The sequence below is a fragment of the Nocardia terrae genome, from assembly GCF_009760405.1.
Taxonomy (GTDB): domain Bacteria; phylum Actinomycetota; class Actinomycetes; order Mycobacteriales; family Mycobacteriaceae; genus Nocardia; species Nocardia terrae.
Genome location: NZ_WRPP01000001.1, coordinates 1,066,439 through 1,091,580, shown reverse-complemented (window position 1 = coordinate 1,091,580; position 25,142 = coordinate 1,066,439). Strand labels below are relative to the sequence as shown.

Below are 25,142 nucleotides of genomic sequence, written 5' to 3'. Positions count from 1 at the left end.
TGGATGCGGCCCGAGGAAGGTTTCCCATGCAGCTCGACCAACCGCCGTCCGCGGCGCACACCACCGCCCCGTCCGGATCAGCGCGGATCGACGCCGGCGATCTCGGCTATCAGAAGGACCTGCGCAAGCGGCACCTGCGGATGATCGCCATCGGCGGATCCATCGGCACCGGCCTGTTCCTGGGCGCCAGCGGCCGCATGGCCCTGGCCGGCCCGTCGCTGGCCATCGTCTACATCGTCTGCGGCGTCTTCACCTTCATGGTGGTGCGGGCGCTCGGCGAGCTGGTCATGTACCGGCCCTCGTCCGGGGCGTTCGTGTCGTACGCCCGCGAGTTCCTCGGTGAGCGCGGCGCCTACTCGGTGGGCTGGCTGTACTTCCTGAACTGGTCGACGACCCTGGTCGCCGATATCACCGCGGTCGCGCTGTACGTGCACTACTGGTCGTTCTTCGTGCCGGTGCCGCAGTGGGTGCTCGCGCTGATCGCGCTGGCCGTGGTCGTCGGGCTGAATGTGGTGTCGGTCAAGCTCTTCGGTGAGCTGGAATTCTGGTTCGCGCTGGTCAAGGTCGGCACCATCATCGTGTTCATGCTGGTGGCAATCGGATTCATCGTCACCGGCACCGACATCGGCGGGCACACGCCCGGGCTGTCGACCATCACCGACAACGGCGGCATCTTCCCGCGCGGGCTGGCCCCGATGCTGACCATCGCGCTCGGCGTGGTGTTCGCCTTCGGCGGCACCGAGATGATCGGCGTGGCCGCGGGCGAATCCGACAATCCGCGGGCCGTGGTGCCCAAGGCCGTCAACTCCATCATGTGGCGGATCGTGCTGTTCTACGCCGGTTCGGTCGTGCTGTTCACGCTGCTGCTGCCGTGGACCGCCTACTCGGCCGGGGAGAGCCCGTTCGTCACCGTCATGAGCAGGATCGGTGTTCCGCACGCCGGCGATGTCATGAACCTGGTCGTGCTCACCGCCGCCATGTCCAGTCTCAATGCGGGCCTGTACGCCACCGGGCGCACACTGCGATCGATGGCGGTCGCGGGGACCGCGCCGCGCTTCGCCGCACGCATGAACCGGCGGGGCGTACCCTACGGCGGCATCCTGATCACCAGTGTGGTCGGCATCGCGGGCGTGGTGCTGAATCTGGTGGTGCCGCAGAAGGCTTTCGAGATCGTGTTGAACCTGGCCGGGCTGGGCATCGTCGGCACCTGGGCGTCGATCATGATCTGCCACTGGATCTTCGTGCGCCGCGCCGAGCGGGGGGACTACGCGCGGCCGGAGTTCCGGCTGCCCTACGCACCGGTGCTCAATGTGCTCACCCTCGGATTCCTGGCGGCGGTCGTGGTGCTGATGTTCTTCGACGCCGAGGTCGGGCGGATCACCTTGGTGGTGTTCCTCGGCGTGGTCGCGGCCATGGTGGCCGGATGGTATCGGGTGCGCGGGCGATTGAATTCCGGGGTGCTCACGCCCGCCGACAGCATGGAAGGGAAGTCCGCACTATGACCAACGCCGCGTCCAGCGCTGTGGCACAGGATATTTCGACACTGCGGGTCGAGATCCTGTACACCGGAGGCACCTTCGGCATGATCGACCACGGTGAAGGGCTGCGCCCGCGCGCCGGAATCGGTGGCGAGGTCGCCGATCTGATCGACGCCTACAGCGACTGCTACGGGATTCCGGTCGAGTTCCGCTATACCGAACTCGACCGGGTCATCGACAGCGCGGAGGCCGAGCCCGGCACCGCCCGCCTGATCGCCGAACGGGTGCGCGCCCGGATCGGCGCCACCCCGCCCGACGGTGTCATCGTCATCCACGGCACCGACACCATGGCCTACACCGGCGCGCGGATGGCGTTCGAACTGCACGACATCCCGGTCCCGGTGGTGCTGACCGGCGCGCAGATCCCCTTGGGACTGCCCGCCAGCGACGCCGGGGACAACCTGATGCTGGCGTTGAATTCGATTGCGACTCAACCCGCTCCGGGCGTGTTCCTCGCGTTCGGGTCGGCGCTGCATCCGGCGGTGCGGGCCAGCAAGCGCAGCTGCGACGGCTACGACGGGTTCACCACCGTGCGCCCGCTCACCCCGCCGCCGGCGCCGGTCGTCCACCCGGTCGCGGCCGACTCGGCCGAAACCGCCGCTCCGGTCGGCCTTTTCACCGTCTTTCCGGGCATGGACACCGATCTGCTCGATGCCGCGCTGCGCATCTACCACGGCGGCGTGGTGCTCGAGTGCTACGGAGCCGGGACCATGCCGATGTCGCGGGCCGCGGTCGCCGCGATCGGCAAGGCGACCGAGCGCGGCACGCCCGTCGTGGCGATCACCCACTGCGACAGCGGAACCGTCGACCTCGAGCGGTACCAGCCCGGGCGGGCGCTGCTCGCCGCGGGCGCCATCGGGGGCGGCGACATGACGCGCGAGGCCGCGCTGGCCAAGCTCGGCCACCTCGCCGACCTCGGGCTCCCGGCGGACGAGCTGCGCCGATGGATGACGACCAATCTGCTCGGCGAACTCGCCGATTCCCCTGCCGTGCACTGATTTCCACCCCATTCCCTGCCAGCCACGAGCCGATCGCATGGAGACGACAATGACCGAGACCAGGACCGAACACGATTCGCTGGGCGCGCTCGATGTACCCCGGGACGCGTACTGGGGCGTTCACACCGCCCGCGCACTGGGCAACTTCACCATTTCCGGGGAGCGCATCGGGCAGTACCCGGCGCTGATCACCGCCCTGGCCTCGGTCAAACAGGCCGCCTGCCAGGCCAATCGCGAGCTCGGCCTGCTCGACGAGGGCCGCGCCGAGGCCATCGAGGCGGCCTGCGCCGAGATCCGCGGTGGCGCGCTGCACGATCAGTTCCCGATCGATCCGATCCAGGGCGGTGCGGGCACCTCGACCAATATGAACGCCAACGAGGTCATCGCCAATCGCGCGCTGGAACTGCTGGGCCACGAACGCGGCGGCTATGCCGAACTCGATCCGCTCGATCATGTGAACCTCGGTCAGTCCACCAATGACGTCTACCCGACCGCCGTGAAACTCGCTGTCATCGGGCACATTCGGCAGCTCGTCGCGGCGTTGGAGCGGCTCGCGGGCGAATTCGAGCGCAAGTCGGCCGAATTCGCCGATGTGCTCAAGATGGGCCGCACCCAGCTCCAGGATGCCGTGCCCATGACGCTCGGACAGGAGTTCGCCACCTTCGCGATCATGCTGCGTGAGGACTGCGCGCGACTCGAGGAGGGCACCGCGCTGCTGCGCGAGGTCAATCTGGGCGGCACCGCCATCGGCACCGGCATCAACGGCCATCCGCTGTACCCGGCGCTGGCCTGCGCGCGACTCAGCGAACTCACCGGCGAACAGGTGGTTCCGGCCGAGAACCTCATCGAGGCCACCCAGGACTGCGGCGCGTTCGTCCAGGTCTCCGGCATCCTCAAGCGGGTGGCGGTGAAGCTGTCCAAGACCTGTAATGATCTGCGGCTCATGTCCTCCGGCCCGATCACCGGGCTGCGCGAGATCAGCCTGCCGCCGGTACAGGCGGGTTCGTCGATCATGCCGGGCAAGGTGAATCCGGTCATTCCCGAAACCGTCAACCAGATCGCCTTCGAGGCCATCGGCGCGGATATGACGGTGACCATGGCCGCCGAGGGCGGGCAGTTCCAGCTCAACGCCTTCGAGCCGATCATCGCCTACAGCCTGCTGCGCACCACCGCGCACCTCACCGCGGCCGCGGACACCCTGGCCACCAAGTGCGTCAACGGCATCACCGCCCATCGGGACCACCTCGAGTCGGGTGTGCACCGCTCCATCGGCATCGTCACCGCGCTGACACCGCACATCGGCTACGCCGCCAGCGCGCGAATCGCCAAGCACGCCTTGCACACCGGGCAACCGGTCGCCGAGGTCGCCACCGAACTCGGTTTGCTCGCACCGGAAGCGGTGGCCGAACTGCTCGCCCCGCACCGGCTCGCGGGCCTGCCCGACTGAGGGCCGCTCCGCCCTCGCGGATCGCCCGCTCACCGGTGACGCTCGTGTGCGGCGGCGATGGCGGCGGTGGCCGAGGTCGCGTGTGAATTCAGGCGATACCAGCCATCGCCGTCACACGCGACCAGGCCCGCGATCTCCAACGCGGACAAGGTGGCGCGGACCGCGGGCAAGGGCAGGCCGGTGTCCGCTGCCACGGCGCGTGGCAGCCGCGAGCCGGTGCGCGGAAGCGCGGCCAAGACCAGCGCCTCGTCCCTGGACAGGTTGTCCTCCGGGCTGGGCGGCACCGCACCCGGCAGCGAAAGACGCAGCGGCCCGGCCTCATCCAGAATGTCCTCGGCCCGGGTGACGATGAACGCCTCGCCCTCGCGGATCATCCGATGGCAGCCGACCGATGCGGCGGAGGTGATCGGCCCCGGCACGGCCATCGCCGGGCGACCGAGACGGCGGCACCATTTCACCGTATTGCGTGCCCCACTGCGAACTCCGGCCTCCACGACGACGACACCATCCGCGAGCGCGGCGATCAGGCGATTGCGCGCCAGGAAGTAATGCTTGCGCGCGGAAGTCCCCGGCGGGTACTCGGTGACCACCAGCCCGGTGTCCGCGATCTCGGCCAGCAGGTGATCATGCTGAACGGGATACGGCCGATCCGGCCCACAGGCGAGCACAGCGATCGTCATCCCGCCAACCGCCAGCGCCGCCCGATGCGCCATTCCATCGATCCCAAATGCGGCCCCGGACACCACAGTCCACCCGCGCGCGGCCAACTCCCCCGCGATCTCCCCCGTCGCATGATTCCCATACCCCGTACTGCACCGAGCCCCGACCACCGCGACCGCCCGATCGGTGCACTCCGACAACGACGGCCTCCCCCGCACCCACAACACCAGCGGCACAGCCGCATCCGCATCCTGCCCCGGATCCAACTGCCCCAACCCCAACAGCCGCCACGCCGGCCACTCCTCATCGTCCGGCGTCACCACCCGCCCGCCCAGACGCTCCATCTGCACCAAATCCCTTTCCGCCATATCAACTTCCCGCCGCAACTCGGTAGGCCCCCGCAACACCTCCGGCAGCGCACACTCCCGAACCGCCCGCGCCGCCTCCACCACCCCCACCGACTCGATCAGCGCCGACAACGCCGCACACGGCCCCTCCACCACCCGCGACAGATACACCCAAGCCAGCCGCCGCTGATCGACATCCCCACCCGGCACCGAACGTCGGGCAGCAGCGCCGACACGCCCCCGATACATCGCCCCGGTCCAGCCGGAGCCACGCCCGATCCCGGAGCCGCGCCCACTGTCGGCGCCCTGCGACTCCTCGCTCATATTCCGCCCCTTTCGAAACCTCAATGCCCACACAATGTCCTGAACATGCGGTATGTCCACGCGACCGAACCTGGCGATGCGACGGCGGATCCCGGCCACAAACCTGCCAGCTGACAAAGGCCGTATACGGCTCTCAACCCATGCGAGGGAGGCACTCGTCGCCCCGGCCCCTCACGAGACCGCCACGCGTGCGCGAACCAGATCGCTCACGCACCACTCCGCTGCCGAAAGCTCAAGGCTTGCAGGACATCCTGTGCGGTCGGGAGTTCGCCGCCGCGCAGATCGCTGATGGTCCAGGCGACCCTGATGGCGCGGTCGGCGCCGCGGGCCGACATGCGGCCGTGGTGTAGGGCGTGTTCCACTGGTGCGAGGGCTTCCCGCGGCAGCCGGAAACGTTGGCGGAGCACATGTCCGGGGACCTCGGCGTTGGTCGACATGCCGAGCTCCGCCCAGCGCTTCGCCGCGGATTCCCGGGCGGCCGTCACTCGGGTACGGACGGTCTCGCTGCTCTCGACTTCGTCACCGGCGAAGGCCCCCGCCGCCTGGGCGTGCATTTGGACCATGAGGTCTATGCGGTCCATCAGGGGGCCGGAGAGTTTGCCGAGGTAGCGGCGGCGGGCCAAAGGCGCGCAGATGCAGTCGATGTCGCGGGCGGGGGCGCAGGGGCAGGGGTTGGCGGCGAGGACGAGTTGGAATCGGGCCGGGTAGCGCGAGACGCCGTCGCGCCGTGCGATGCGAACTTCGCCCTCTTCCAACGGTGTTCGCAGTGCCTCCAGGACTTTGGCGGAGATCTCGGCGCATTCGTCGAGGAACAGGACTCCCCGATGAGCACAGCTCACCGCGCCGGGACGAGCCGATCCCGAGCCGCCGCCGATCATGGCGGCGACCGAGGAGGAATGATGCGGGGCCACGAAGGGCGGCGCGGTGACCAAGGGTGAATCGTCGGACAGCGTGCCCGCCACCGAGTGAATCGCGGTCACCTCCAGGGAATCTCGTTCCCGCAGGGGTGGCAGCAGGCTCGGGAGGCGTTGGGCCAGCATGGTTTTGCCGATGCCGGGCGGACCGGTCAGCAGCAGGTGGTGGCCGCCCGCCGCGGCGACCTCCAGAGCCCAGCGGGCCTCGTCCTGGCCCACCACCTCGCGCAGGTCGCCGATCGAGGGCTTCGCGACGGGTTCGATCGGTTCGGGCAGGGTGAGTTCGCCGCCGCCGCGCAACCAATCGAGCAGTTCGAGCAGGGTCGATGCGCCGAGGACCCGGATGCCGTCCACCAGGCCCGCTTCCGGCAGGGCGGCACTGGGCACGATGACCGTGCGGCGGCCCGCGGTGCGGGCGGCCAGGACCGCCGGCAGGATGCCGCGCACCCGCCGGACCCGGCCGTCGAGGGCCAGTTCACCGAGGAGCACCGATTCGGACAGCCGATTCGAGGGAATGGCCCCGGCCGCGTCGAGCACCGCGCCCGCGAGGGCGAGATCGTAAACGCTCCCGACTTTGGGCAGGGTGGCCGGGGACAGGGCCAGGACGACCCTGCCGTCGGGCCATTTCTCGCCGGTGTTGGTGACCGCGGCCCGCACACGGTCGCGGGATTCTTGCAACGTGGTGTCGGGACGGCCGACGAGGTGGACGGAAGGCAGGCCCTGGCCGATGTCGGCCTCGATCTCGACGAGTTGGCCTTCCACCCCGCTCACCGCGACGGAGTAGGCCCGGCCCAGCGGCATCTCAGAACACCGCCTTCAAGTGGCGGATCTCCGGGGGTCGGCCGAGACGGACGAGAATCGCGACGACGTCGAAGCGGACTCGACGCCAGGGACCCGGCTGCTCACGCAGCCAGTGCTGGGCCACCGCGCGGATGCGCTGCTGCTTGAGGCGGGTGACCGCTTCCTCGGGTGGGCCGAAGGTCAGGCCGGAACGGGTTTTGACCTCGACGAAGACGGTGACCTCGCCATCGCGGGCGATGAGGTCGAGTTCGCCGGATCGGCAACGCCAGTTGCGGTCGATGATCTCCAGACCGGCCTCGCGGAGATGGTCCGCGGCCAGGTCCTCCCCCTGCGCTCCGAGCGCCAGATGCTGTGCCATTCAGCCAGCATGACCGGGCCCGCGCCGGGACCGGCCATGCCGAACTGGGGAAACGGTCGGGCTGTGGACAACCCGGGGGCTGTGGATTACTCCGGAAGCCGCAGGTCCGTCTTCTCCAGCTCTTCGATATTCACGTCTTTGAAGGTGATGACGCGAACGTGCTTCACGAAGCGCGCGGGCCGGTACATGTCCCATACCCATGCATCCGACATCCGGACTTCGAAATACACCTCGCCATCGGCGTTCTGCGGACGCAGTTCGACGGAATTGGCGAGGTAGAAGCGACGCTCGGTCTCCACCACGTACGAGAATTGCCCGACGATGTCCTTGTACTCGCGGTACAGGGATAGCTCCATCTCGGTTTCGTACTTCTCGAGGTCCTCGGCGCTCATCGGGTGGAACGTCCTCCTTGTCGCCCAACTGGGTGTAGAGACATCATCCCGCATACGCCTTGTCGGTAGCCACTCGGCCGGTCTCCCGGACGTTTCGCCAGGACCGGCGGTGCTCGGGGGTGATGCCGAGGCGGGTCAGCGCCTCATTGTGCTCCGGGGTGTTGTAGCCCTTGTGGGCGGCGAACCCGTACCCGGGGTACTGGCGGTCCATCTCGACCATCATGCGGTCGCGGGTCACCTTGGCCAGCACACTGGCCGCCGCGATGCAGGCCGCCGACGCATCGCCGCCGATCACGGGCAGTGACGGCACCGGAATGCCGGGTACCCGGAAGCCATCGGTGAGCACATAGCCGGGCACCGGATCGAGCCCGGCCACGGCACGGCGCATGCCCTCGATATTGGCCACGTGGATGCCGATGGCGTCGATCTCCCAGGCCGGGATCACCACCACCTTCCACGCCAGCGCCAGCCGTTTGATGATCGGGAACAGCTTCTCGCGTGTGTTCTCGGTGAGCTTCTTGGAGTCGTCGAGATCGGCCAGCGAGGTGTAGGCCTTGGGCGGCAGCAAGCATGAGGCAACAACGAGCGGCCCGGCCGCGCAACCACGCCCGGCCTCGTCCACGCCCGCGACGGGCCCCAGCCCGCTGCGGATCAGCGCGGCCTCCAGCGTGCGTAGCCCACCGGCCTGCCGCATGACCACGCGCGGCGGCCAGTCACCGCGCTCGATCCGCTGAATCTTCTTGCCGCCAGCCATCTTCCCCACCGGTCGATTATCCCGCGATCCTCGGTGTTACTGGGGGTCCTGCGCCCGGACCGGACCGATCCGGCCCGGCGGCCAGATCTTGAACACGGCCTTGCCGCGCACATCCGAGACCGGGACGGTGCCCTGCTTCTCGTCCTTCATGTGGTAGCGGGAGTCGGCGGATTCGGCGCGGTTGTCGCCCATCACCCACAGGTTGCCGTCCGGGACCTTGACCGGGCCGAAGGCGCGACCGCCCGCGTTGAACTGCACGTCGGGGTGCTGGGGGTCGAACGGGTTGTTGAACTTGACGTACGGCTCGTCGAGTGGCTTGCCGTCCACCAGGATTCGGCCCTCCGCGTCACAGCACTGGACGGTCTGTCCGCCGGTGGCGATGACGCGCTTCACGAGATCGTTCTCGTCCGGCGGCACCAGGCCGAAGAAGGACAGGAAGTTCTGGACACCGCGGACCACGGTGTTCGAGGAGCGGATCGACTTGTAGTGGCGGTTCCAGTCGGAGGTCGGGCCGACGAAGACCACCACGTCACCCGGCTTGGGGTCGCCGAAGTAGTAGCTCAGCTTCTCCACGTAGATGCGGTCGCCGGTGCAGCCCGAGCAGCCGTGCAGCGTGGGTTCCATGGACTGCGACGGGATCACGTAGGGCCGGCCGATGAAGGTCACCAGCAGCGCCACGATGAGCGCCGCGAAACCGACCAGGATGGGAAGCTCCTGCCAGAACGGGCGCTGCTTCTTCTTCGGCTTCGGCTGGGGGGCCTCGGGGGCCTCGGCCCCGCTCTCATCGCCTGATCCAGACATCGTCACCGACTCGCTCTCGTCTGCCACCGGAACAGAGTAGCCCGGCACCGCGAAGAACCATGCGGTGCCGGGCTACTCGGCGTCGGCGAGCCGACCGTTGGATACTGTGAGGAACCGTCCCCGAACTGGTCGGGCGGTCGCTACCTCAGCGCTTTTCCTTGATCTTGGCGGCCTTGCCGCGCAGATCGCGCAGGTAGTACAGCTTGGCGCGACGCACGTCACCGCGGGTCACGACCTCGATCTTGTCGAGGTTGGGGCTGTGCACCGGGAAGGTGCGCTCCACGCCGACACCGAACGAGACCTTGCGCACGGTGAAGGTCTCACGGATGCCGCCGTTCTGGCGGCGGATGACGACGCCCTTGAAGACCTGGACGCGTTCCTTGTTGCCTTCGATAACCTTCACGTGCACGTTGACCGTGTCACCCGGGCGGAAGTCCGGGATGTCGCTACGCAGCGAGCTGGCGTCGACGAAGTCGAGGGTGTTCATTTCCGTCCTTATTGGAGTTCGCGCGAACAGAGGAACCTGGCGGCCACCCGGGCAGGGTGCTCAACCGGTTCGTGCTCCGGATAATTTGGGCGGTGCCCGGGCATGACTACGCCCAAGGCAACCTGAGCATTGTGCCAGACGGCCGGATCCGGCCGCGAATCGGGGTAGGCGGCGTCATCCGTCGCCGTCGAGGGGGCTGAGCTCGACGAACACCTTCTCGTCGACGATCCCGATGGCGGCGCGCAGTTCGGCGACGCAGTCGGCCCGGAAATCCCGCACCCGGGCATCCGCGGTGTCGGCGGGATCCAGGACGCCGCTCGCGGTGTCCATGATGCGAATCTCGGCCCGGGCGTGGCGCAATCGCTCCGGTCAGGATCCCGTGTTCGCGCGGGTCAGCGCGGAGGCGATATCCGAGACCAGCGGCGGGTAGTCGGTCGTGCCGGTGACGACTTGCAGGAATATCAGTCGATCCTGCTCCGCCGCTGCGGCTTTCAGACATTCGCGCAGTTCGCCGACGGTGGTCGCGCGCAGGGTCAGCACCGATTCGGCGTCGCCGCCGAAGGCGTGGGGCAGTTCGGCCCAGCGCCAGGGCGCGATGTCGTTGTAGGGCGCGTCGGGCCCGTGGATGGCGCGTTCGATGGCGTAGCCGTTGTTGTCGACCAGGATGATCACGCCGTTCATCTGTTCGCGGATCCAGGTGCCGAGTTCCTGGATCGAGAGTTGGGCGGCGCCGTCGCCGATGACCAGCACCGCGCGGCGATCGGGGCAGGCGATGCCCGCACCGAGCGCGGCCGGGAGCGCGTATCCGATGGAACCCCACAGCGGCTGGCCCAGGAAGGTGATGCCGGTGGGCATGCGGAGGGTGGCCAGGCCGAAGAAGGCCGAGCCCTGATCGGCCACGACGATGTTGTTGTTGCCCAGGGCCTCGGCGACCAGCGGCCACAGGGCGGCCTGGGTGAGCGGGGCATCGGCGGCGAGGGGTTCGGCGAACTCGGTGTCGGCGTGGGCGGGAAACGTGGCGGGAGAGGCGAATTCGGGGGTGAGCTCGGTGAGGATGTCCAGCGCGGCGCTCAGCGACAGCGGTGCGAAGGCGTCGACTCCCCCGATGACACTGCGCTCGGGACCGATGTCGATGGTCCGGCGCGGATCGATGCTCTGGCTGAAGCCCGCGGTGATGCTGTCGGTGTACTGGACACCGATCGTCACCAGGCGTTCGGCGTCCTCGACGGCAGTGCGGACGTGCGGCGGGGAGGCCGCGCCGGTGTAGACGCCGAGGAAATTCGGCGCGGATTCGTCGACGACGGTCTTGCCCCACGCCAGGGTGGCGTGCGGCAGTCCGTGCGGTTGCGCCGAGGTGGGGCCGACCAGGGTGCGCAAGCGGCCGGTCGCGCCGACCCGGTCGACGAAGATGTCGGCCAGCACGGTCACCCGACGGCCGCCGAGGAACGCACGGGCGGCTCGGGCGAAGGCCGCCCGCGCGCCCGCGCTGGAGAAGTCGGCGGGCGGGGCCAGCGGTGTGGCGGGCGGCGAGACCTCGATCCGCGCGGTATCGGTGGCGAGCATCAGATACCCGGGCCGCCGGTGCACGCGCACCGAGTTCAGCACCCGGTCGATCTCCTGGCACGCGTCGGCCGCGCCGAGATCGGCCTGGGCGCAGGTGACTTCGGCGGCGATGCGGCGGAAATGGTGGAAGTCGCCGTCGCCGAGGGTGTGGTGGATGACGCGGTGATGGGCCTGGATGTCCTTGGCCGGGACGCCCACGATGTGCACCACCGGCACGTGCTCGGCGTAGCTGCCGGCGATGGCGTTGACCGCGCTCAGCTCGCCCACGCCGTAGGTGGTGACGACCGCGCCGATGCCGCGCAGGCGGGCGTAGCCGTCGGCGGCGTAGCCCGCGTTGAGCTCGTTGGCGCTTCCGATCCAGCGGATGTCGGGGTGCGCGATGACGTGGTCGAGGAACTGGAGGTTGAAATCGCCCGGGACGCCGAAGATCTCGGTGACGCCGAGCTGTTGGAGCCGATCGAGCAGGTAGTCGCCGACAACGTAGCCCATGGGTCAACACTGGCACGCCGACGGACAGTCAGCAACCTATTGGCTATCGATAGGTTCCGTGGGTCGCTCCGCGGACTCGGCTTCCGGGGAACGATCGGCCACCCTGTGCCGGGGCATGAGGTGCAGGTGGGCCGAGGGCGGCGCGGGCGGGGCCGGGACCACGGTCCGGGCCAGCTCCTCCTCGGCGGCGCGCAGCACGTGGGCGGCGTCGGGCTTGCCCGCCAGCAGGTCCTGCACGAAGATCTTCGCCCGGATCACCGGACGGCGGTAGCGACGCTCGCGCCGCATGGCCCGGCGCATCAGGCCCGAGCCCGAGGCGTAGCGCCAGCGCGCCCACGGTGCGCCCGGGCGGCTCAACCGCAGCGCCCCGATGACCAGCAGCGGCGGGAAGAACATGCCGAACAGTCCGGTCCAAATCTTGCCCTTGGCGATCACGACGGCCGCCAGCAGCAGGTTCGCCAGCGCGAAGGCGACGGTGAACAACCGTTCCGGCACATTCGGATCCGACCGGAAGTCGCGCACATTGCCGACGTCGAGCAGCCACAGCGGATGGAATCCGAGCAGCAGCAGCCCCGTCACCGCGATGGCCACGAACACCGCGTCCACCGAGGTGCGGCCCTGCTCCTCCCAATAGACGTCGCGCAGGTAGTAGATGAGCGCGAACTCGTCGAGCACCAGCGCAGCACCCACCCCGAAGACCGCGGACACCGCGCTGATCACGCCGACCGGGCTCTGATACAGCGCCACCAGTCCCATCCCGGAGCCGAGCACGAGGATGACGCCGAACACCATGTGGTGGATGTGGACGTCGCCGGCCCGCACGTTGCCCGGCCACCAGCGGACCTGTTTGCGTATGAGCCGCACGCTGATTCGAATCAGCAGAAACCCCACGATGAATCCGAGCAGCAGGCATGCCAGCGGCAATCGGCCGTGCGCCACCACGACATCTTCCCACCACCGATGCACATGCATCACCGCGTCGTCTCCCGGAACCCTCGCGCGAACACCAACCACAGCCACGCTACCCGCGCCCGGGACGGGCACGGGTAGATCACAATCGCAGGCACGGTGATGTAGCAACCTCACAGCCAACGCGATCGGCCCTTCCCGAAGTGACTAGGCTCAGCCTCATGAAGCTCAGTACACGCAACCAACTCGATGGAACCGTCACCAAGGTCACCCACGGCGAGGCGATGGCGGTAGTACGCGTCCGCCTCAACGGCGGTGAAGAGATCACCTCCTCCATCACCCGCGACGCCGCCGAAGACCTCGGCTTGGCCGACGGCAAGCGGGTGAAGGTCCTGATCAAGTCGACCGAGGTCTCCCTCGGCGTCGAATAGCCCCTCATCCGAAGCGGCCGCGGCGACCCGTCGGGGTTCAGCTCGGCCGCTTCGTTTTTCACCCGGTCGTGACGCGAACGGGTGTCGGTGGAGGGCGGTAGTCTCGGCCGCGAACCGCCGCCGAGGAAGGGAACACCGTGTCGGACGAGATCGAATTCGAACGCGTCGCCCCGGTGATCCCGGTCCTGGACCTCGACGCCGCCCTGGACCGCTACCGCCGTCTCGGGTTCACCGCCTACGCCTACGAAGGCCAGGCCCGCTACGGCTTCGCCGATCGCGGCGGCGTCGCCCTGCACCTGACGGAGTGGCCCGACCACGACCCGAAACGCACCGCCTCGGCCGTCTATCTCTACGTCTCCGATGCCGACGCGCTGTACGCCGAGTGGCTGGGCGCGGACCTGCCGGGCCGGCTCGTCCCACCGGTCGACACCGAATACGGCCTGCGCGAATTCGCCTACGTCGACCCCGACGGCACCCTCCACCGCGTCGGCTCCAGCCTCCCGATCTGAGCACCCCGGACCCTGATCGCCGCGCTTTGCCCGCGACGGTGGGTAAGCGATACGTTGGGTTGGTGACGACCCCGCTTCACGCAGCCGTTCCACACTGACACCGAGACTGCCGTAGTTCCGGTCGCTTTCGCGCGACCGTTTCCGAACCACAGTCTCGTCGTGCCCGGCCACGCTCGCGGATGCCCCTCACCTCACGGCATCCGCGTCACCGGCGTGCGCGTTGACGGGCCCATAAAGGAGCGAACGTCATGCTCGAATCCCTTCCGGTGCGGTCGAATCCGGCCGCCTGTTCCGTCGAACCCGCCGTGCGGTGGGTCGAGAATCACGAAACGCACAGTGCCTCATGGCTATCCGCCAATGGCACACCGCCACCGACCGACGTTCTCGTCGTGGACGACCGGTTGAACGCTGATGCCGCGCTGCGGTCGGCGGCCGCCGGCACCGCCCTGCTGTGGCGGGGCGATTTCCACGGCGCGAATCAACTGCTGAACGCACTCGATCGGAGAATCGAACGGTCGGTTCGCGGATCGGCCACCGACTTCCATGCGTATCGCCGACGACAGACGCGGCGGGCACGGATTCTGGGCGGAGTCCTCGTGCCCTTGGACGCTGATCTCTCGGTCCCGCTGCGACGAGCCCCCGATGTGCGGCGCGCTTGTCGGCACGCCTACGGCGAGGCGTCCGGTCCCGCCGTGGTGTCGTTGCGCGAATTGCGCGGCGTGACAAGCGCATACGAATGGCGGCGAAAGGGTGTGGCGGTGCGGGCGCTGGGGGCGCGCATCCATCCGCACTACGGTGTGTTCGCCCCGGTGCGCGATGAGTATGTCGATCTGGTCGCCCGCGCGCCGCTGCCCTCGACCCGGCTGGCGTTCGATATCGGAACCGGTTCCGGGGTGCTGGCCGCTGTACTGGCACAGCGCGGGATGGAGTCGATCGTCGCGACCGACGACGACCCGCGAGCGCTGGCCTGTGCCCGAGAAAATCTGGATCGGCTCGGCTACGGCGACCGCGTCGAGTTGAGGCGCACCGACCTCTATCCGCCGGGGCGTGCGCCCCTCGTGGTGTGCAATCCGCCCTGGCTGCCCGCGAAACCGAGGTCACCGCTGGACCATGCGGTCTACGACCCGGGTAGCCGGGTCCTGCGTGCGGTGCTGGACCGAATGGCCAAGCACCTCACCGCCGATGGCGAAGGCTGGCTCGTCCTGTCCGACCTCGCCGAACGCCTGGGACTCCGCGCACCCGGCCAGGTTCCGGCCCTGTTCGGCTCGGCGGGGCTGCGGGTCCTGGACCGTCTCGACACCCGGCCCCGGCACCCGCGCGCGCACGACCCGAACGATCCGCTCCATGCCGCACGCGTCGGCGAGATCACCTCGCTCTGGCGGCTCGCTCCGGACTGATCCGGCGTATTCGATGCGGCGTGCGGAGCCGTAGTCCGCGCGCTCGGCGGGCTTGTCGCCGCCGAATCCGATGAGAACCGGTGCGACGCGGCCCTTCCGCCGCCGACATATTCGAAACCGTACGGCCTCCTGGGATTTCGCGCGGCCACCACAGGTCCCGGGCCAGGGTCTCCCCCGATCCTCGGGAGCGCGGCCGCACCCGCGCCTCCGGCTCATCCTCGGATGCCCAGCCAGCCGAGAGCTCGCGTCGGCGCTTCCGCCACCGAGACGACGCGGCCCCCGGGATGTCCCGGGGGCCGCTCGTCGGTGCGTTCTTACTTGCCGAAACCCGCGCGACGGAGGGCGTCCGCCATGGAGCCGCTGGGGGCGGGCTGGTTGCGGCGGTCGTTGCCGCGGTTGCCGCCGCCCTGGCCGCCCTGACGCTGGCCGCCCTGGCGGTTGTCGCGGTTGCCGCCGCCGCGCTGGCCGCCGCCCTGGTTGTTGCGGGGTCCGCGGTCGCCGCGGTCCTGCTTGGGCTTGCCGGGTTCGTCGTCGAGGCGCAGGGACAGGCCGATGCGCTGGCGCTGGACGTCGACCTCGAGGACCTTCACCTTGACCACGTCGCCGGACTTCACGACCTCGCGCGGGTCCTTGACGAAGTTGTGGGACAGGGCCGAGACGTGGACCAGGCCGTCCTGGTGGACGCCGACGTCGACGAAGGCGCCGAAGGCGGCCACATTGGTGACGACGCCCTCGAGGACCATGCCGGGCTTCAGGTCCGCGACCTTCTCGATGCCCGCGGCGAATTCGGCGGTCTTGAACTCGGGGCGCGGGTCGCGGCCGGGCTTCTCGAGTTCGGCGATGATGTCGGTGACGGTGGGGACACCGAATTGCTCATCAGTGAAGTCCGCGGGGCGCAGGGCGCGCAGGGCGGAGGTGTTGCCGATGATCTCCTTGATGTCCTTGCCACTGGCATCGAGGATGCGGCGGACCACCGGGTAGGCCTCGGGGTGGACGCCGGAGGTGTCGAGCGGGTCGTCGCCCTCGCGGATGCGCAGGAAGCCCGCGCACTGTTCGAAGGCCTTGGGGCCCAGGCGCGGAACGTCCTTGAGGCCGGCGCGGCTGCGGAACGGGCCGTTGGCGTCGCGGTGGGCCACAATGCTTTCCGCGATCGAGTTGGAGATGCCCGAGACCCGCGACAGCAGCGGGACCGAGGCGATGTTGACGTCGACGCCGACGGCGTTCACCGCGTCCTCGACGACCGCGCCCAGCGAGCGGGCCAGCAGGGTCTCGGACACGTCGTGCTGGTACTGGCCGACGCCGATCGACTTCGGGTCGATCTTCACCAGCTCGGCGAGCGGGTCCTGCAGGCGGCGGGCGATGGAGACCGCGCCGCGCAGTGACACGTCCATGTCGGGCAGTTCGGCCGAGGCGTAGGCCGAGGCCGAGTACACCGACGCGCCCGCCTCGGAGACCACGATCTTGGTGGGCTTGTTTTCGGGGATGCGCGAGATCAGTTCGGCGGCAAGGGCGTCGGTCTCGCGGGAGGCGGTGCCGTTGCCGATGGCGATGAGCTCGACATTGAAACGGGCGACCAGCGCGCCCAGCACGGCCAGGGACTTCTCGGTCTGGCCCTGCGGCTTGTGCGGGTAGATGACCTCGGTGGCCAGCACCTTGCCGGTGGCGTCGACGACGGCCACCTTCACGCCGGTGCGGTAGCCCGGGTCCAGGCCCATGGTGGCGCGGGTACCGGCGGGCGCGGCCAGCAGCAGGTCGCGCAGGTTGGCGGCGAAAACGTCCACGGCGTCGCGTTCGGCGGACTGGCGCAACCGCATTCGGGTGTCGATGCCCAGGCTCACCTGCAGCTTGGTCCGCCATGCCCAGCGCACGGTGTCCAGCAGCCACGAGTCGGCGGCGCGGCCCTGCTCGGCGATGCCGAACTTGATGGCGATGCGGCCCTCGTAGATCGAGCGCTGCCCGTCCTCGAGCTCCTCGGTGTCGGATTCGAGGTGCAGGTTGAGCACCTCTTCCTTCTCGCCGCGCAGCAGCGCCAGGATGCGGTGCGAGGGCAGCTTCGAGAAGGGCTCGGAGAATTCGAAGTAGTCGGCAAACTTCGCGCCCGCCTCCTCCTTGCCGGGGCGCACGGTGGAGCTGATCTGCCCGCGCTCCCACATGAGCTCGCGCAGTTCACCGAGCAGGTCGGCGTCCTCGGCGAAACGCTCCACCAGAATCGCCCGCGCGCCGTCGAGCTGTTCGGCGTCGTACTGGGCGGGATCGGTGGTGGGGTCGTTCAGCAGCGCGTCGGCCACCGGCTCGTGCCCGGCCTCGCGCGCGATCTGCGCCTTGGTGCGCCGCTTGGGCTTGAAGGGCAGGTAGATGTCCTCGAGGCGGGCCTTGGTGTCGGCGAGCATGATCTGCGCGTGCAGCGCTTCGTCCAATTTGCCCTGGCCACGGATGGATTCGATGATCGAGCCCCGGCGCTCGTCGAGTTCGCGCAGGTAGTGCAGGCGCTCGTCGAGGGTGCGTAGCTGGGCGTCGTCGAGCCCGCCGGTGACTTCCTTGCGGTAGCGGGCGATGAACGGCACGGTCGATCCACCGTCGATCAGTTCGACGGCGGCACGCACCTGATCCTCGCGCACCCCCAGCTCATCGGCGATACGCCTGCCGACACTGGCGAGGCGAACGGTGCTCTCGGCACTGGTGGATGCTGCGCTGACGGTTTCGGAGGCTGTCGTCACGCCCGCAGACACTACCGGCGCACCCCGACGTCCCGTGCAACACCCACACACGATTCGGTCTCTGTCCGGATCACGGCGCGCCGGGTCAACCTCCTCACCTGCCGATGGCAAGATCGCCTGGTGCCGACCTCGACTCTCCGCGAACGTCTTCCGCAGCGCACGCTCCGAGCCGCAGTCACGGTGGCCGTACTGGCCGGTTCCGCGGCGTGCGGTTCCCACGACTCGTCCACGGATTCCGCCAAACCCGTCGTTCCCGATCTGGACCTGGGCGCGGTGAAGGCCCTCACCCTCGACGCGAACGACAGTTTCGGGGTCATGACCAATGGCGTGTACACGGTCGCAGGTCAGGACATCACCGGGGTGGATATCCATACCGGACAGAAGCTTTGGCATATCTCGTCACCCACGACGCCTGACAAGAACAAGATCCAGGTTGTGGACTCCGGCCACGTGCTGGTGGTGGGGGCAAAAGACGCGCCGGGACTGACCGCCTATGACACGGGCACCGGTCAGCAGCTGTGGAGCACGCCCGCCGAGGAGTGGTTCGAATCGGACGATTCCACGGGACAGTTCGTGCACAACGACCCCCGCACCGGCGCGAAGCGGTGGAGCGTCGATCCCGGCACCGTGGGTTGCGCCACGCCATTGTCGAAAGACCTTCCAGCCCTGTTCGATTTGGATGTCCCGAGCCTGGCCGTACCCCCGGACGTCGACACGTTCCGGTGTGCCGCGCCGAATGGACGCTTCGTCGTCGGCGGACTCGATCGCACCACCGGCGCGACCGCCTGGCATCGCGAAGTTCCGGAGAAGGGCAGCTTCCTGCGCGGGCCGGGTCGCATCGGCACCGTAGAGATCGACGGCAAGCTCGAGACCATCGACATGGGGACCGGGAAATCACTCAGCAGCCGGAAACCATCCTCCGACAAGGAACTTCGCATCCAACTGGCCGACGGGTCGGCGCTGACCCTGGACAGTTATGTCATGGCCGACAACAAGAACATGCGGCTGCAGGAACCCGACGGCACGACCCGGTGGACCGTCACGCTCGACCCGAAGGAAGAGAGCCAGCCGCTCATGGCGAGCAGCGGCAACGCGGTCTTTACGCTCGTGGGCGAGCGCGCGGACTCGAGCTACAAGGCGTGGCTCATCGCCTATGACACGAAGGACGGCAAGCGCACCGTCGTCGCCGGTCCCGGTCCGACGGCCGCGGGCGAAAAGCCCACTCTCACCATGAATTTGGGTGCCGTCGACACCGGAATCGACCCGGCTTCCTGGGGCCTGCTCGTCACGGGACCGGACAACGGCTACGCGGTCATTCCGGTGAAGCACTGAGCCTCGGCTCAATCCCGCTGGGAGACCTCGGCTTCGGGGAGCAGATCGGGTCGGCGTTCGGCCGTGCGGCGCAGTGATTGTTCGTACCGCCACGCGTCGATCTTGGCGTGGTTGCCGGACAACAGGATCTCGGGGACGTCGAGTCCGCGCCAGGATACCGGGCGGGTGTAGGACGGGCCTTCCAGCAGACCGTTGGAGAACGAATCCTGTTCGTGGGACTGCTGATTGCCCAGCACGCCGGGGATCAGCCGGACGAACGCCTCGGTCATGACCAGCACGGCGGCCTCACCACCGATGAGGACGTAGTCGCCGATGCTGACCTCTTCGACCCGCACGCGGCGCGCGGCGTCGTCGAAGACGCGCTGATCGATGCCCTCGTAACGCCCGCAGGCGAACACGACATGCTTTTCGGCAGACCATCTTTCGGCGGTCGCCTGGGTGAACGGCACACCCGCCGGGGTCGGCACCACCAGCAGCGCGTCGTCCGGGCACACCTCGTCGAGGGCGTCGCCCCACACGGTCGGCTTCATGACCATGCCCGGTCCGCCGCCGTACGGGGTGTCGTCCACCGACTTGTGCACGTCGTGGGTCCAGCGGCGCAGGTCGTGCACCTCGACCTCGAGCAGTCCCTTGTCGATGGCCTTGCCCAGCAAGGCCGCTCGCATCGGCTCGAGGTATTCGGGGAAGATCGTGACCACGTCGATACGCATGCCGCTACTCCGGGTCCAGCAGGCCCTCGGGCGGGTCGATGACGATCAAGCCGTCGGCCACCGACACGGTCGGCACCATGGCCAGCACGAACGGCACCAGGATCTCCCGGCCCGCCGGCGGGAACGCGTCCCCGGCCTTGATCGAAAGCAGTTCTCCCGCAGCGGAATGCAGCACCTCGTTGACGGTGCCGACGACGGTGCCGTCACCGAGTTCGACACGCAGCCCTTCGAGCTCGTGATCGTAGTACTCGTCCGGGTCCTCCGAGGGCGGCAGGTCCGCGGTGTCCACCACGAACAGCAAGCCCCGCAACGCATCCGCGGCCGTGCGGTCGGCGATGCCGTCCAGACGCAGCAGAAGCCGGCCCGAGTGCTCCCGGACCGACTCCACTTCGAATTGCTGCGTCTGCTTCGCGCGCGGCAGCTTCCCCTTCAGGACGCTGCCGGGCGCGAACCGCAGTTCCGGCTCGTCGGTGCGGACTTCTACGACGAGTTCGCCACGCACACCGTGCGATTTGGCGACCCGCCCGACGACCAGTTCCATCTACTGATCCGTGTCGACCACGTCGACGCGAATGCCCTTACCGCCGATCCCGGCGACCAGGGTGCGCAGGGCGGTCGCGGTACGACCGCCGCGACCGATCACCTTGCCCAGATCATCCGGGTGCACGTGCACCTCGACGGTCCGGCCACGACGGCTGGTGATCAGCTCGACGTGGACGTCGTCGGGATTGGCGACGATGCCGCGCACCAGGTGCTCGACGGCATCGGCGACAACGGCGCTCATTACTCGGCGGCCTCGGTGGTGGCCTCGGCCTCAGCCTCGGCGGCCTCGTCCTTCTTGGCGGCCTTCTTCTTCGGGGTGACGGCCTCGGCAACGGGCTCGTTGTCGGCGGCGGCCAGCGCGGCGTTGAAGAGGTCCAGCTTGGACGGCTTCGGGGCCTTGACCTTCAGAGTGCCCTCGGCGCCCGGCAGGCCCTTGAACTTCTGCCAGTCACCGGTGATCTCCAGCAGGCGCTGCACCGGCTCGGTCGGCTGCGCGCCGACACCCAGCCAGTACTGGGCGCGCTCGGAGTCGATCTCGATGAGCGACGGCTCTTCCTTCGGGTGGTACTTGCCGATGGACTCGATGGCGCGGCCGTCACGACGAGTACGCGCGTCGGCGACGACGATGCGGTACTGCGGGTTGCGGATCTTGCCCATACGGGTCAGCTTGATACGAACAGCCATGAGCTGATGCCTTTCAAATGGTTGGTCACGTCGCAATTCAGCAGTCCACACGAGGTGGACCCGGTTTTGCGTCAAGTGCTGTGACCGCCGCGCGGTACGTAACCGGGGACGGGCTGACACTGTCCTCGACGAGGACGATCGACCATTCTGCCAGACCCCCGCTCCCCCGAAGAAATCGCCCCGAATCGACCCGGGAAACAGCACAGCCCATCGGGGACGACCCCGATGGGCTGTGGACGGCAACCGGCTACTGCTGGACCGGACCGGGGCCGGAGCTTCCGGACGTGATCGCGTGCACGATCAAACCCGCCAGCACGCTGATAGCCAAGCTTTCGATGGACCCCACGGTCATCTCCTCAAAACGGTGAACAACAAACGTCTGAAGCATGACCGATTCACTTCATTGGCGGGCCGGAATCACCAGACCTGTCGACGATGCGGGTCTCGGCGGCCGTGGCCTTGTCGTCCACGCAGTCGTAGAGGTCGGCGTAGCGGAGATCGTGCCGGTCGATCGGGCCCGGGCAGATCACCACGGTCAGATCCGTCGTGTCATTGCCACGCAGGACCGCCGTGTCGGGACCGATCTGATTCACGCACTCGTGCTCGGCGGGTTTCCGGTACACGGTGTCCACGGTCAGTACGCGCTCGACGGCATCGGGGTCGGCGCAGCGCACCCTGGTCTGCGCGCGGTCGCTGCGATCGCCGTACCGGCCGCTGGCCAGATCGGACGGGTCTGCCGCGTCGGCGCACACCACGACCGCGCGACCGCCCAGCGACTGCCGCGCGAAGGCCATGCGCGGGCGCGGCATGCTCTCGCATGCGTGATCGGTCACCGGAATCCGGGCACGCAACTCGGCGCCGAGCACCTTGGCCGTGTGACGGATTCGGTTACCGATTCGCGGTGACCGGGGAGCGGCGGTCGTAGAGGCGGCCGCGCAGGACGACCCAGGCCGGGGTGGACAGTGTTGCCAGGTTCTGTCGGGGATCTTCTTGGTAGACAACGAAATCGGCGGGGGCGCCGGGTTCGAGGCCGGGGTGGCCGAGCCAGGTGCGGGCGTGCCAGGAGGATGCGGCGAGGGCATCGTGCGGGGTGAAACCCGCGCCGGTGAGGGCGAGGATCTCGTCGGCGATGCGGCCGTGGCGGATGGAGCCGCCCGCGTCGGTGCCGGTGTAGATGGGGATACCGGCCTCGTGGGCCTTGGCGACGGTGTCGCGGGAGCGGCGGTGCAGATCGCGCATGTGGGCGGCGTAGGCAGGGAATCTGCCCGCGCCGTCGGCGATTTCGGGGAAGGTGTCGATATTGACGAGGGTCGGGACCAGGGCGGTGCCGTTGGCGGCCATGGTGGCGATGGTGTCGTCGGTGAGTCCGGTGCCGTGTTCGATGCAGTCGATGCCCGCGCCGAGCAGGCCGGGCAGCGCGTCCTCGCCGAAGACGTGGGCGGTGACGCGCGCGCCCTCACGGTGGGCGGCGTCGATGGCCGCCTTCAGGATCGGGTCGGACCAGAGCGGGGCCAGATCGCCGATCGAGCGGTCGATCCAGTCGCCGACGATCTTGACCCAGCCGTCGCCGCGGCGGGCCTGCTCGGCCACGATCTCGGGCAGCTCGCGTTCGTCGTCGAGCTCGATGCCCAGTTCGCGAATGTAGCGCTTGGAGCGGGCGATGTGGCGGCCCGCGCGGATGACGCGGGGCAGATCGGCGCGGTCGTCGAGGAAGCGGGTGTCGATGGGCGAGCCCGCGTCGCGCAACAGCAGCGCGCCGGCGTCGCGTTCCTCCTCGGCCTGGGCGACCGCGCCCGCGGAATCCTCGTGTCCGCCACCGTATTTGATGCCGACATGGCAGTGGGCGTCGACGAGCCCGGGCAGGATCCACCCGGAGGCGTGCACGGTGTCGGCGTCGGGGATCGGCTCGGCGGAGATCCGGCCGTCGCGCACCCAGAGGTCGCGCACCTCACCGTCGGGTAGGACCACACCGCGGAAATGCCACCGCATGCCGACCTCCTCGCCGGGGACGATCTGTCTCGACACAAACCCGGATCCACTATCGCATCAGTCGCCCAGGACCGTGATGCCGGTCCGCTCCCGGCACACCTCGCGAATGACGGCCAGCCCGGCCTCGATCACCGGATGCTCGGCGCCGCCCCGCCGCACCGCGGACAGGTGACGGCGGACCGGAGCCGGATCGTCCCGCAGCGGAACGCGTATCACGGCCGCGTCGGGCGGCAGGACCGCGAGCCGGGGCACCAGGCTGACGCCGAATCCGTGCGCCACCATGGCCGCCACACCCGGGAAATCGACTGCCTGCCCGGCGATTCGAGGCGCGAACCCGGCGGCGGCGCAAGCCGCCGACACCACCAGGTGATGGGTGATGCGCGCCCGCCCGGTGATCCACGGCTCGGCCGCCGCCTCGGCCAGGGCGACACCGCCCCGCTCGGCGAGCGAATGTCCCGCGGGCACGAGCAGATCCAGCGGCTCCGCGAGCAGGGGCCGCTGCTCGAAACGTGGATCGTCGGGCGCGGGGCCGCCGGGCGCGGGCAGCACGATCGCGATGTCGCTGTCGCCGGTCAGCAGCGTCTCGAAGCAGTGCGCGCTCTCGTCCTCGATCAATTCCACGGCCAAACCCGGATTCGCGTCCCGCAGCCGGGCGGCCGCCGGTGCCACCAGGGCCGCGAGCGCGGTCGGCATGGCGCTGATCCGCAGTATCCCGGCGATCCCCGCCCGATGCTCCGCCAGTTCCGCCCGCGCGCTCTCCACCTGTGCCGCAAGCAGATCCGCGTGCCGCAGCAGCGCCTGCCCGGCGGGGGTCAGCTGCACCCGCCGCCCCACCTGCTCGAGCAACTCGACATCCAGTTCCCTTGCCAGCCCGCGCAATTGCTGCGACACCGTGGACGGCGTGAGATGCAGCGCCGCCGCGGCCGCGGTCACGGTGCCGTGGTCACGCAATACCCGCAGGGCCTGCAATCGAGGATCGATCATGTGGTTTTCCCATACGATTCGCTGCGAAAACTTTCGATGGACCGAGACTACCGCCGCCGCGAAGACTGGTCCCATGACCGGATCCGATCACCACTGCGCACGCTGCGGCTGGCCCATCGACCAACCCTTCCAAGTCCTTTCGCGCCATCGCACCTCGGAGGGCCTGGTCACCTACACGCGCTGCGCGTGCGGCCTCCTACGCATGCACCTGACCCCCGCGACCTCCACGATTTGACCCATGAGCGACTGCGCGCGCGGAGCCGTCATCCAGCGAATTCGACCAGCTGCCTCGCCAAGTCCCCGCGGATCGGCAACCCGTGGCCCGGGACGAGAATGTCGGCGTCGACGCTGCCGAGCCCGCGGGCGCTGGCCAGCGTTCCCGGCTCATCGTGATTGAAGAAGCCCGGGAGCAGTTGCAGCCCGGTCTCCAGCAGCAGTGGGTGCCCGGTGACCAGGGCGTCGCCGGAGAACAGCACGCCCTCACCGGGCATGAAGTAGGCGGTGTGGCCGTTCGTATGCCCGGGCGTCGGGACCTCGATCAGGCCGCCGGGCAGCCCAGCGAGCACCTCGGCGTCGAGTGCCTGCGCGGTCGGCACGCTCATCCCGATATGCCCGGCACACACCCGCAATGTCTGTGCCACCCAGACGATTCCGCGCCGCGTTCCCAGGCGCTGCACCATCTGCACCGGCGTGATCTGTTGCAGGTACTCACGTTTGGCGTGCCGGACCTCTTCCGCTCCCGTGTACACCGGCACCCCGAGCTGCTCGACCAGCGTGGGAATCGCGCCGATGTGGTCGAGATGCGCGTGCGTCACCAGGACCGCGGCGACATCGGCGAGGTCGTGCCCGATCTCGCGCACCGACTTCAACACGTCGCCGGTGTCGCCGGGATATCCGGCGTCGACCAGGGTCACGCCTCGATCGTCACTGACCAACGCCCAGTTGACGTTCGTGCCCGCCACGACGTACACGGATTCGGAAACCTGATCGATCTTCACTCGCTGTCCCTCCCGGCCGGATGCTCACGCAGCACCGTACCGGCAATTCGAGCTTCGACCACGAGC

General features: G+C 68.8%; 27 protein-coding genes. 8 read left to right on the top strand and 19 right to left on the bottom strand.

Going from position 1 to position 25,142, the window contains the following annotated elements:
• Positions 1 to 26 precede the first annotated feature (26 nt).
• The 3 genes from GPX89_RS05000 to GPX89_RS04990 are packed head-to-tail and all read left to right on the top strand — an operon-like array spanning position 27 to position 3,983.
• Entirely contained in the window at positions 27 to 1,502 is a 1,476-nt protein-coding gene (locus GPX89_RS05000; protein WP_157355344.1) for an amino acid permease, read from the top strand.
• Complete coding sequence (locus GPX89_RS04995) at positions 1,499 to 2,536, top strand: asparaginase domain-containing protein (RefSeq protein ID WP_157355343.1); 1,038 nt, start codon at positions 1,499 to 1,501, stop codon at positions 2,534 to 2,536. The genes GPX89_RS05000 and GPX89_RS04995 overlap by 4 nt, the downstream gene beginning before the upstream one ends.
• 49 nt (positions 2,537 to 2,585) lie before the next feature.
• Entirely contained in the window at positions 2,586 to 3,983 is a 1,398-nt protein-coding gene (locus tag GPX89_RS04990) for an aspartate ammonia-lyase (protein WP_235946661.1), read from the top strand.
• Positions 3,984 to 4,012: 29 nt separating this feature from the next.
• On the opposite strand, the gene dprA is transcribed toward GPX89_RS04990, so the two are convergent.
• The 10 genes from dprA to GPX89_RS04940 all read right to left on the bottom strand — a co-directional run bounded on the left by dprA (position 4,013) and on the right by GPX89_RS04940 (position 12,839).
• Complete coding sequence (gene dprA, locus GPX89_RS04985) at positions 4,013 to 5,239, bottom strand: DNA-processing protein DprA (protein WP_157387049.1); 1,227 nt, start codon at positions 5,237 to 5,239, stop codon at positions 4,013 to 4,015.
• Between the two features lie 281 nt (positions 5,240 to 5,520).
• Positions 5,521 to 7,029 carry a YifB family Mg chelatase-like AAA ATPase gene (locus GPX89_RS04980; RefSeq protein ID WP_157355341.1) on the bottom strand — a complete coding sequence of 503 codons (1,509 nt, stop codon included), beginning with the start codon at positions 7,027 to 7,029 and terminating at the stop codon, positions 5,521 to 5,523.
• A gap of 1 nt (position 7,030) precedes the next feature.
• The gene (locus tag GPX89_RS04975; protein ID WP_157355340.1) at positions 7,031 to 7,387 is read right to left on the bottom strand and encodes a YraN family protein; all 357 of its coding nucleotides are present in this window, start codon (positions 7,385 to 7,387) and stop codon (positions 7,031 to 7,033) included.
• A gap of 86 nt (positions 7,388 to 7,473) precedes the next feature.
• Positions 7,474 to 7,779, bottom strand: coding sequence for a DUF2469 domain-containing protein (locus GPX89_RS04970; RefSeq protein ID WP_019929973.1), 306 nt, complete (start codon positions 7,777 to 7,779; stop codon positions 7,474 to 7,476).
• A 43-nt stretch (positions 7,780 to 7,822) separates the two neighbouring features.
• Positions 7,823 to 8,533: a ribonuclease HII gene (locus GPX89_RS04965; RefSeq protein WP_157387048.1), complete on the bottom strand. Its 711-nt coding sequence runs from the start codon at positions 8,531 to 8,533 to the stop codon at positions 7,823 to 7,825.
• A gap of 36 nt (positions 8,534 to 8,569) precedes the next feature.
• Positions 8,570 to 9,361, bottom strand: a complete 792-nt coding sequence (gene lepB, locus GPX89_RS04960; protein ID WP_407939323.1) for a signal peptidase I — start codon at positions 9,359 to 9,361, stop codon at positions 8,570 to 8,572.
• Positions 9,362 to 9,479: 118 nt separating this feature from the next.
• Entirely contained in the window at positions 9,480 to 9,821 is a 342-nt protein-coding gene (gene rplS, locus GPX89_RS04955) for a 50S ribosomal protein L19 (RefSeq protein WP_157355339.1), read from the bottom strand.
• Between the two features lie 174 nt (positions 9,822 to 9,995).
• Positions 9,996 to 10,151 (bottom strand): hypothetical protein, encoded by a 156-nt coding sequence (locus tag GPX89_RS04950; RefSeq protein ID WP_157355338.1) that lies wholly within the window; start codon positions 10,149 to 10,151, stop codon positions 9,996 to 9,998.
• Between the two features lie 39 nt (positions 10,152 to 10,190).
• A complete protein-coding gene (locus GPX89_RS04945) occupies positions 10,191 to 11,873 on the bottom strand; it encodes an alpha-keto acid decarboxylase family protein (RefSeq protein WP_157355337.1) in 1,683 nt (560 codons plus the stop codon).
• Positions 11,874 to 11,909: 36 nt separating this feature from the next.
• Positions 11,910 to 12,839 carry a hypothetical protein gene (locus GPX89_RS04940; RefSeq protein ID WP_407939356.1) on the bottom strand — a complete coding sequence of 310 codons (930 nt, stop codon included), beginning with the start codon at positions 12,837 to 12,839 and terminating at the stop codon, positions 11,910 to 11,912.
• Between the two features lie 164 nt (positions 12,840 to 13,003).
• Here GPX89_RS04940 and GPX89_RS04935 point away from each other — a divergent pair, with 164 nt between their 5' ends.
• The 3 genes from GPX89_RS04935 (at position 13,004) to GPX89_RS04925 (ending at position 15,119) form a co-directional block, all read left to right on the top strand.
• Positions 13,004 to 13,213, top strand: a complete 210-nt coding sequence (locus GPX89_RS04935) for a TOBE domain-containing protein (protein ID WP_157355335.1) — start codon at positions 13,004 to 13,006, stop codon at positions 13,211 to 13,213.
• A 137-nt stretch (positions 13,214 to 13,350) separates the two neighbouring features.
• Positions 13,351 to 13,722 carry a bleomycin resistance protein gene (locus tag GPX89_RS04930; protein WP_407939322.1) on the top strand — a complete coding sequence of 124 codons (372 nt, stop codon included), beginning with the start codon at positions 13,351 to 13,353 and terminating at the stop codon, positions 13,720 to 13,722.
• A gap of 248 nt (positions 13,723 to 13,970) precedes the next feature.
• Positions 13,971 to 15,119: a methyltransferase gene (locus tag GPX89_RS04925; protein WP_157355334.1), complete on the top strand. Its 1,149-nt coding sequence runs from the start codon at positions 13,971 to 13,973 to the stop codon at positions 15,117 to 15,119.
• Between the two features lie 314 nt (positions 15,120 to 15,433).
• On the opposite strand, the gene GPX89_RS04920 is transcribed toward GPX89_RS04925, so the two are convergent.
• Positions 15,434 to 17,836 (bottom strand): Tex family protein, encoded by a 2,403-nt coding sequence (locus tag GPX89_RS04920; protein WP_407939321.1) that lies wholly within the window; start codon positions 17,834 to 17,836, stop codon positions 15,434 to 15,436.
• 120 nt (positions 17,837 to 17,956) lie between these two features.
• Here GPX89_RS04920 and GPX89_RS04915 point away from each other — a divergent pair, with 120 nt between their 5' ends.
• On the top strand, positions 17,957 to 19,168 hold the full coding sequence (locus tag GPX89_RS04915; protein WP_157355333.1) for an outer membrane protein assembly factor BamB family protein: 1,212 nt from the start codon (positions 17,957 to 17,959) through the stop codon (positions 19,166 to 19,168).
• An 8-nt stretch (positions 19,169 to 19,176) separates the two neighbouring features.
• Here the strand turns inward: GPX89_RS04915 and trmD are convergent, their stop codons facing one another.
• The 7 genes from trmD to GPX89_RS04880 all read right to left on the bottom strand — a co-directional run bounded on the left by trmD (position 19,177) and on the right by GPX89_RS04880 (position 24,078).
• The gene (gene trmD / locus GPX89_RS04910; protein ID WP_157355332.1) at positions 19,177 to 19,878 is read right to left on the bottom strand and encodes a tRNA (guanosine(37)-N1)-methyltransferase TrmD; all 702 of its coding nucleotides are present in this window, start codon (positions 19,876 to 19,878) and stop codon (positions 19,177 to 19,179) included.
• Between the two features lie 4 nt (positions 19,879 to 19,882).
• On the bottom strand, positions 19,883 to 20,419 hold the full coding sequence (rimM, locus tag GPX89_RS04905; protein ID WP_157355331.1) for a ribosome maturation factor RimM: 537 nt from the start codon (positions 20,417 to 20,419) through the stop codon (positions 19,883 to 19,885).
• Entirely contained in the window at positions 20,420 to 20,662 is a 243-nt protein-coding gene (locus tag GPX89_RS04900) for an RNA-binding protein (RefSeq protein ID WP_029930032.1), read from the bottom strand. It abuts the gene before it with no gap.
• Positions 20,662 to 21,105, bottom strand: coding sequence for a 30S ribosomal protein S16 (gene rpsP, locus GPX89_RS04895; RefSeq protein ID WP_157355330.1), 444 nt, complete (start codon positions 21,103 to 21,105; stop codon positions 20,662 to 20,664). The genes GPX89_RS04900 and rpsP overlap by 1 nt, the downstream gene beginning before the upstream one ends.
• Before the next feature lie 395 nt (positions 21,106 to 21,500).
• Positions 21,501 to 21,938, bottom strand: a complete 438-nt coding sequence (locus GPX89_RS04890) for a hypothetical protein (RefSeq protein ID WP_157355329.1) — start codon at positions 21,936 to 21,938, stop codon at positions 21,501 to 21,503.
• A gap of 55 nt (positions 21,939 to 21,993) precedes the next feature.
• Entirely contained in the window at positions 21,994 to 23,094 is a 1,101-nt protein-coding gene (locus GPX89_RS04885; protein ID WP_157355328.1) for a metal-dependent hydrolase family protein, read from the bottom strand.
• A gap of 57 nt (positions 23,095 to 23,151) precedes the next feature.
• Positions 23,152 to 24,078 carry a LysR family transcriptional regulator gene (locus tag GPX89_RS04880; protein WP_157355327.1) on the bottom strand — a complete coding sequence of 309 codons (927 nt, stop codon included), beginning with the start codon at positions 24,076 to 24,078 and terminating at the stop codon, positions 23,152 to 23,154.
• A gap of 73 nt (positions 24,079 to 24,151) precedes the next feature.
• On the opposite strand from GPX89_RS04880, the gene GPX89_RS43725 reads away from it, so the two are divergent.
• Positions 24,152 to 24,313: a hypothetical protein gene (locus GPX89_RS43725; RefSeq protein ID WP_198347259.1), complete on the top strand. Its 162-nt coding sequence runs from the start codon at positions 24,152 to 24,154 to the stop codon at positions 24,311 to 24,313.
• Between the two features lie 28 nt (positions 24,314 to 24,341).
• Here GPX89_RS43725 and GPX89_RS04875 read toward each other — a convergent pair whose 3' ends face one another.
• Positions 24,342 to 25,076, bottom strand: a complete 735-nt coding sequence (locus tag GPX89_RS04875; protein ID WP_328601512.1) for an MBL fold metallo-hydrolase — start codon at positions 25,074 to 25,076, stop codon at positions 24,342 to 24,344.
• Positions 25,077 to 25,142 lie beyond the last annotated feature (66 nt).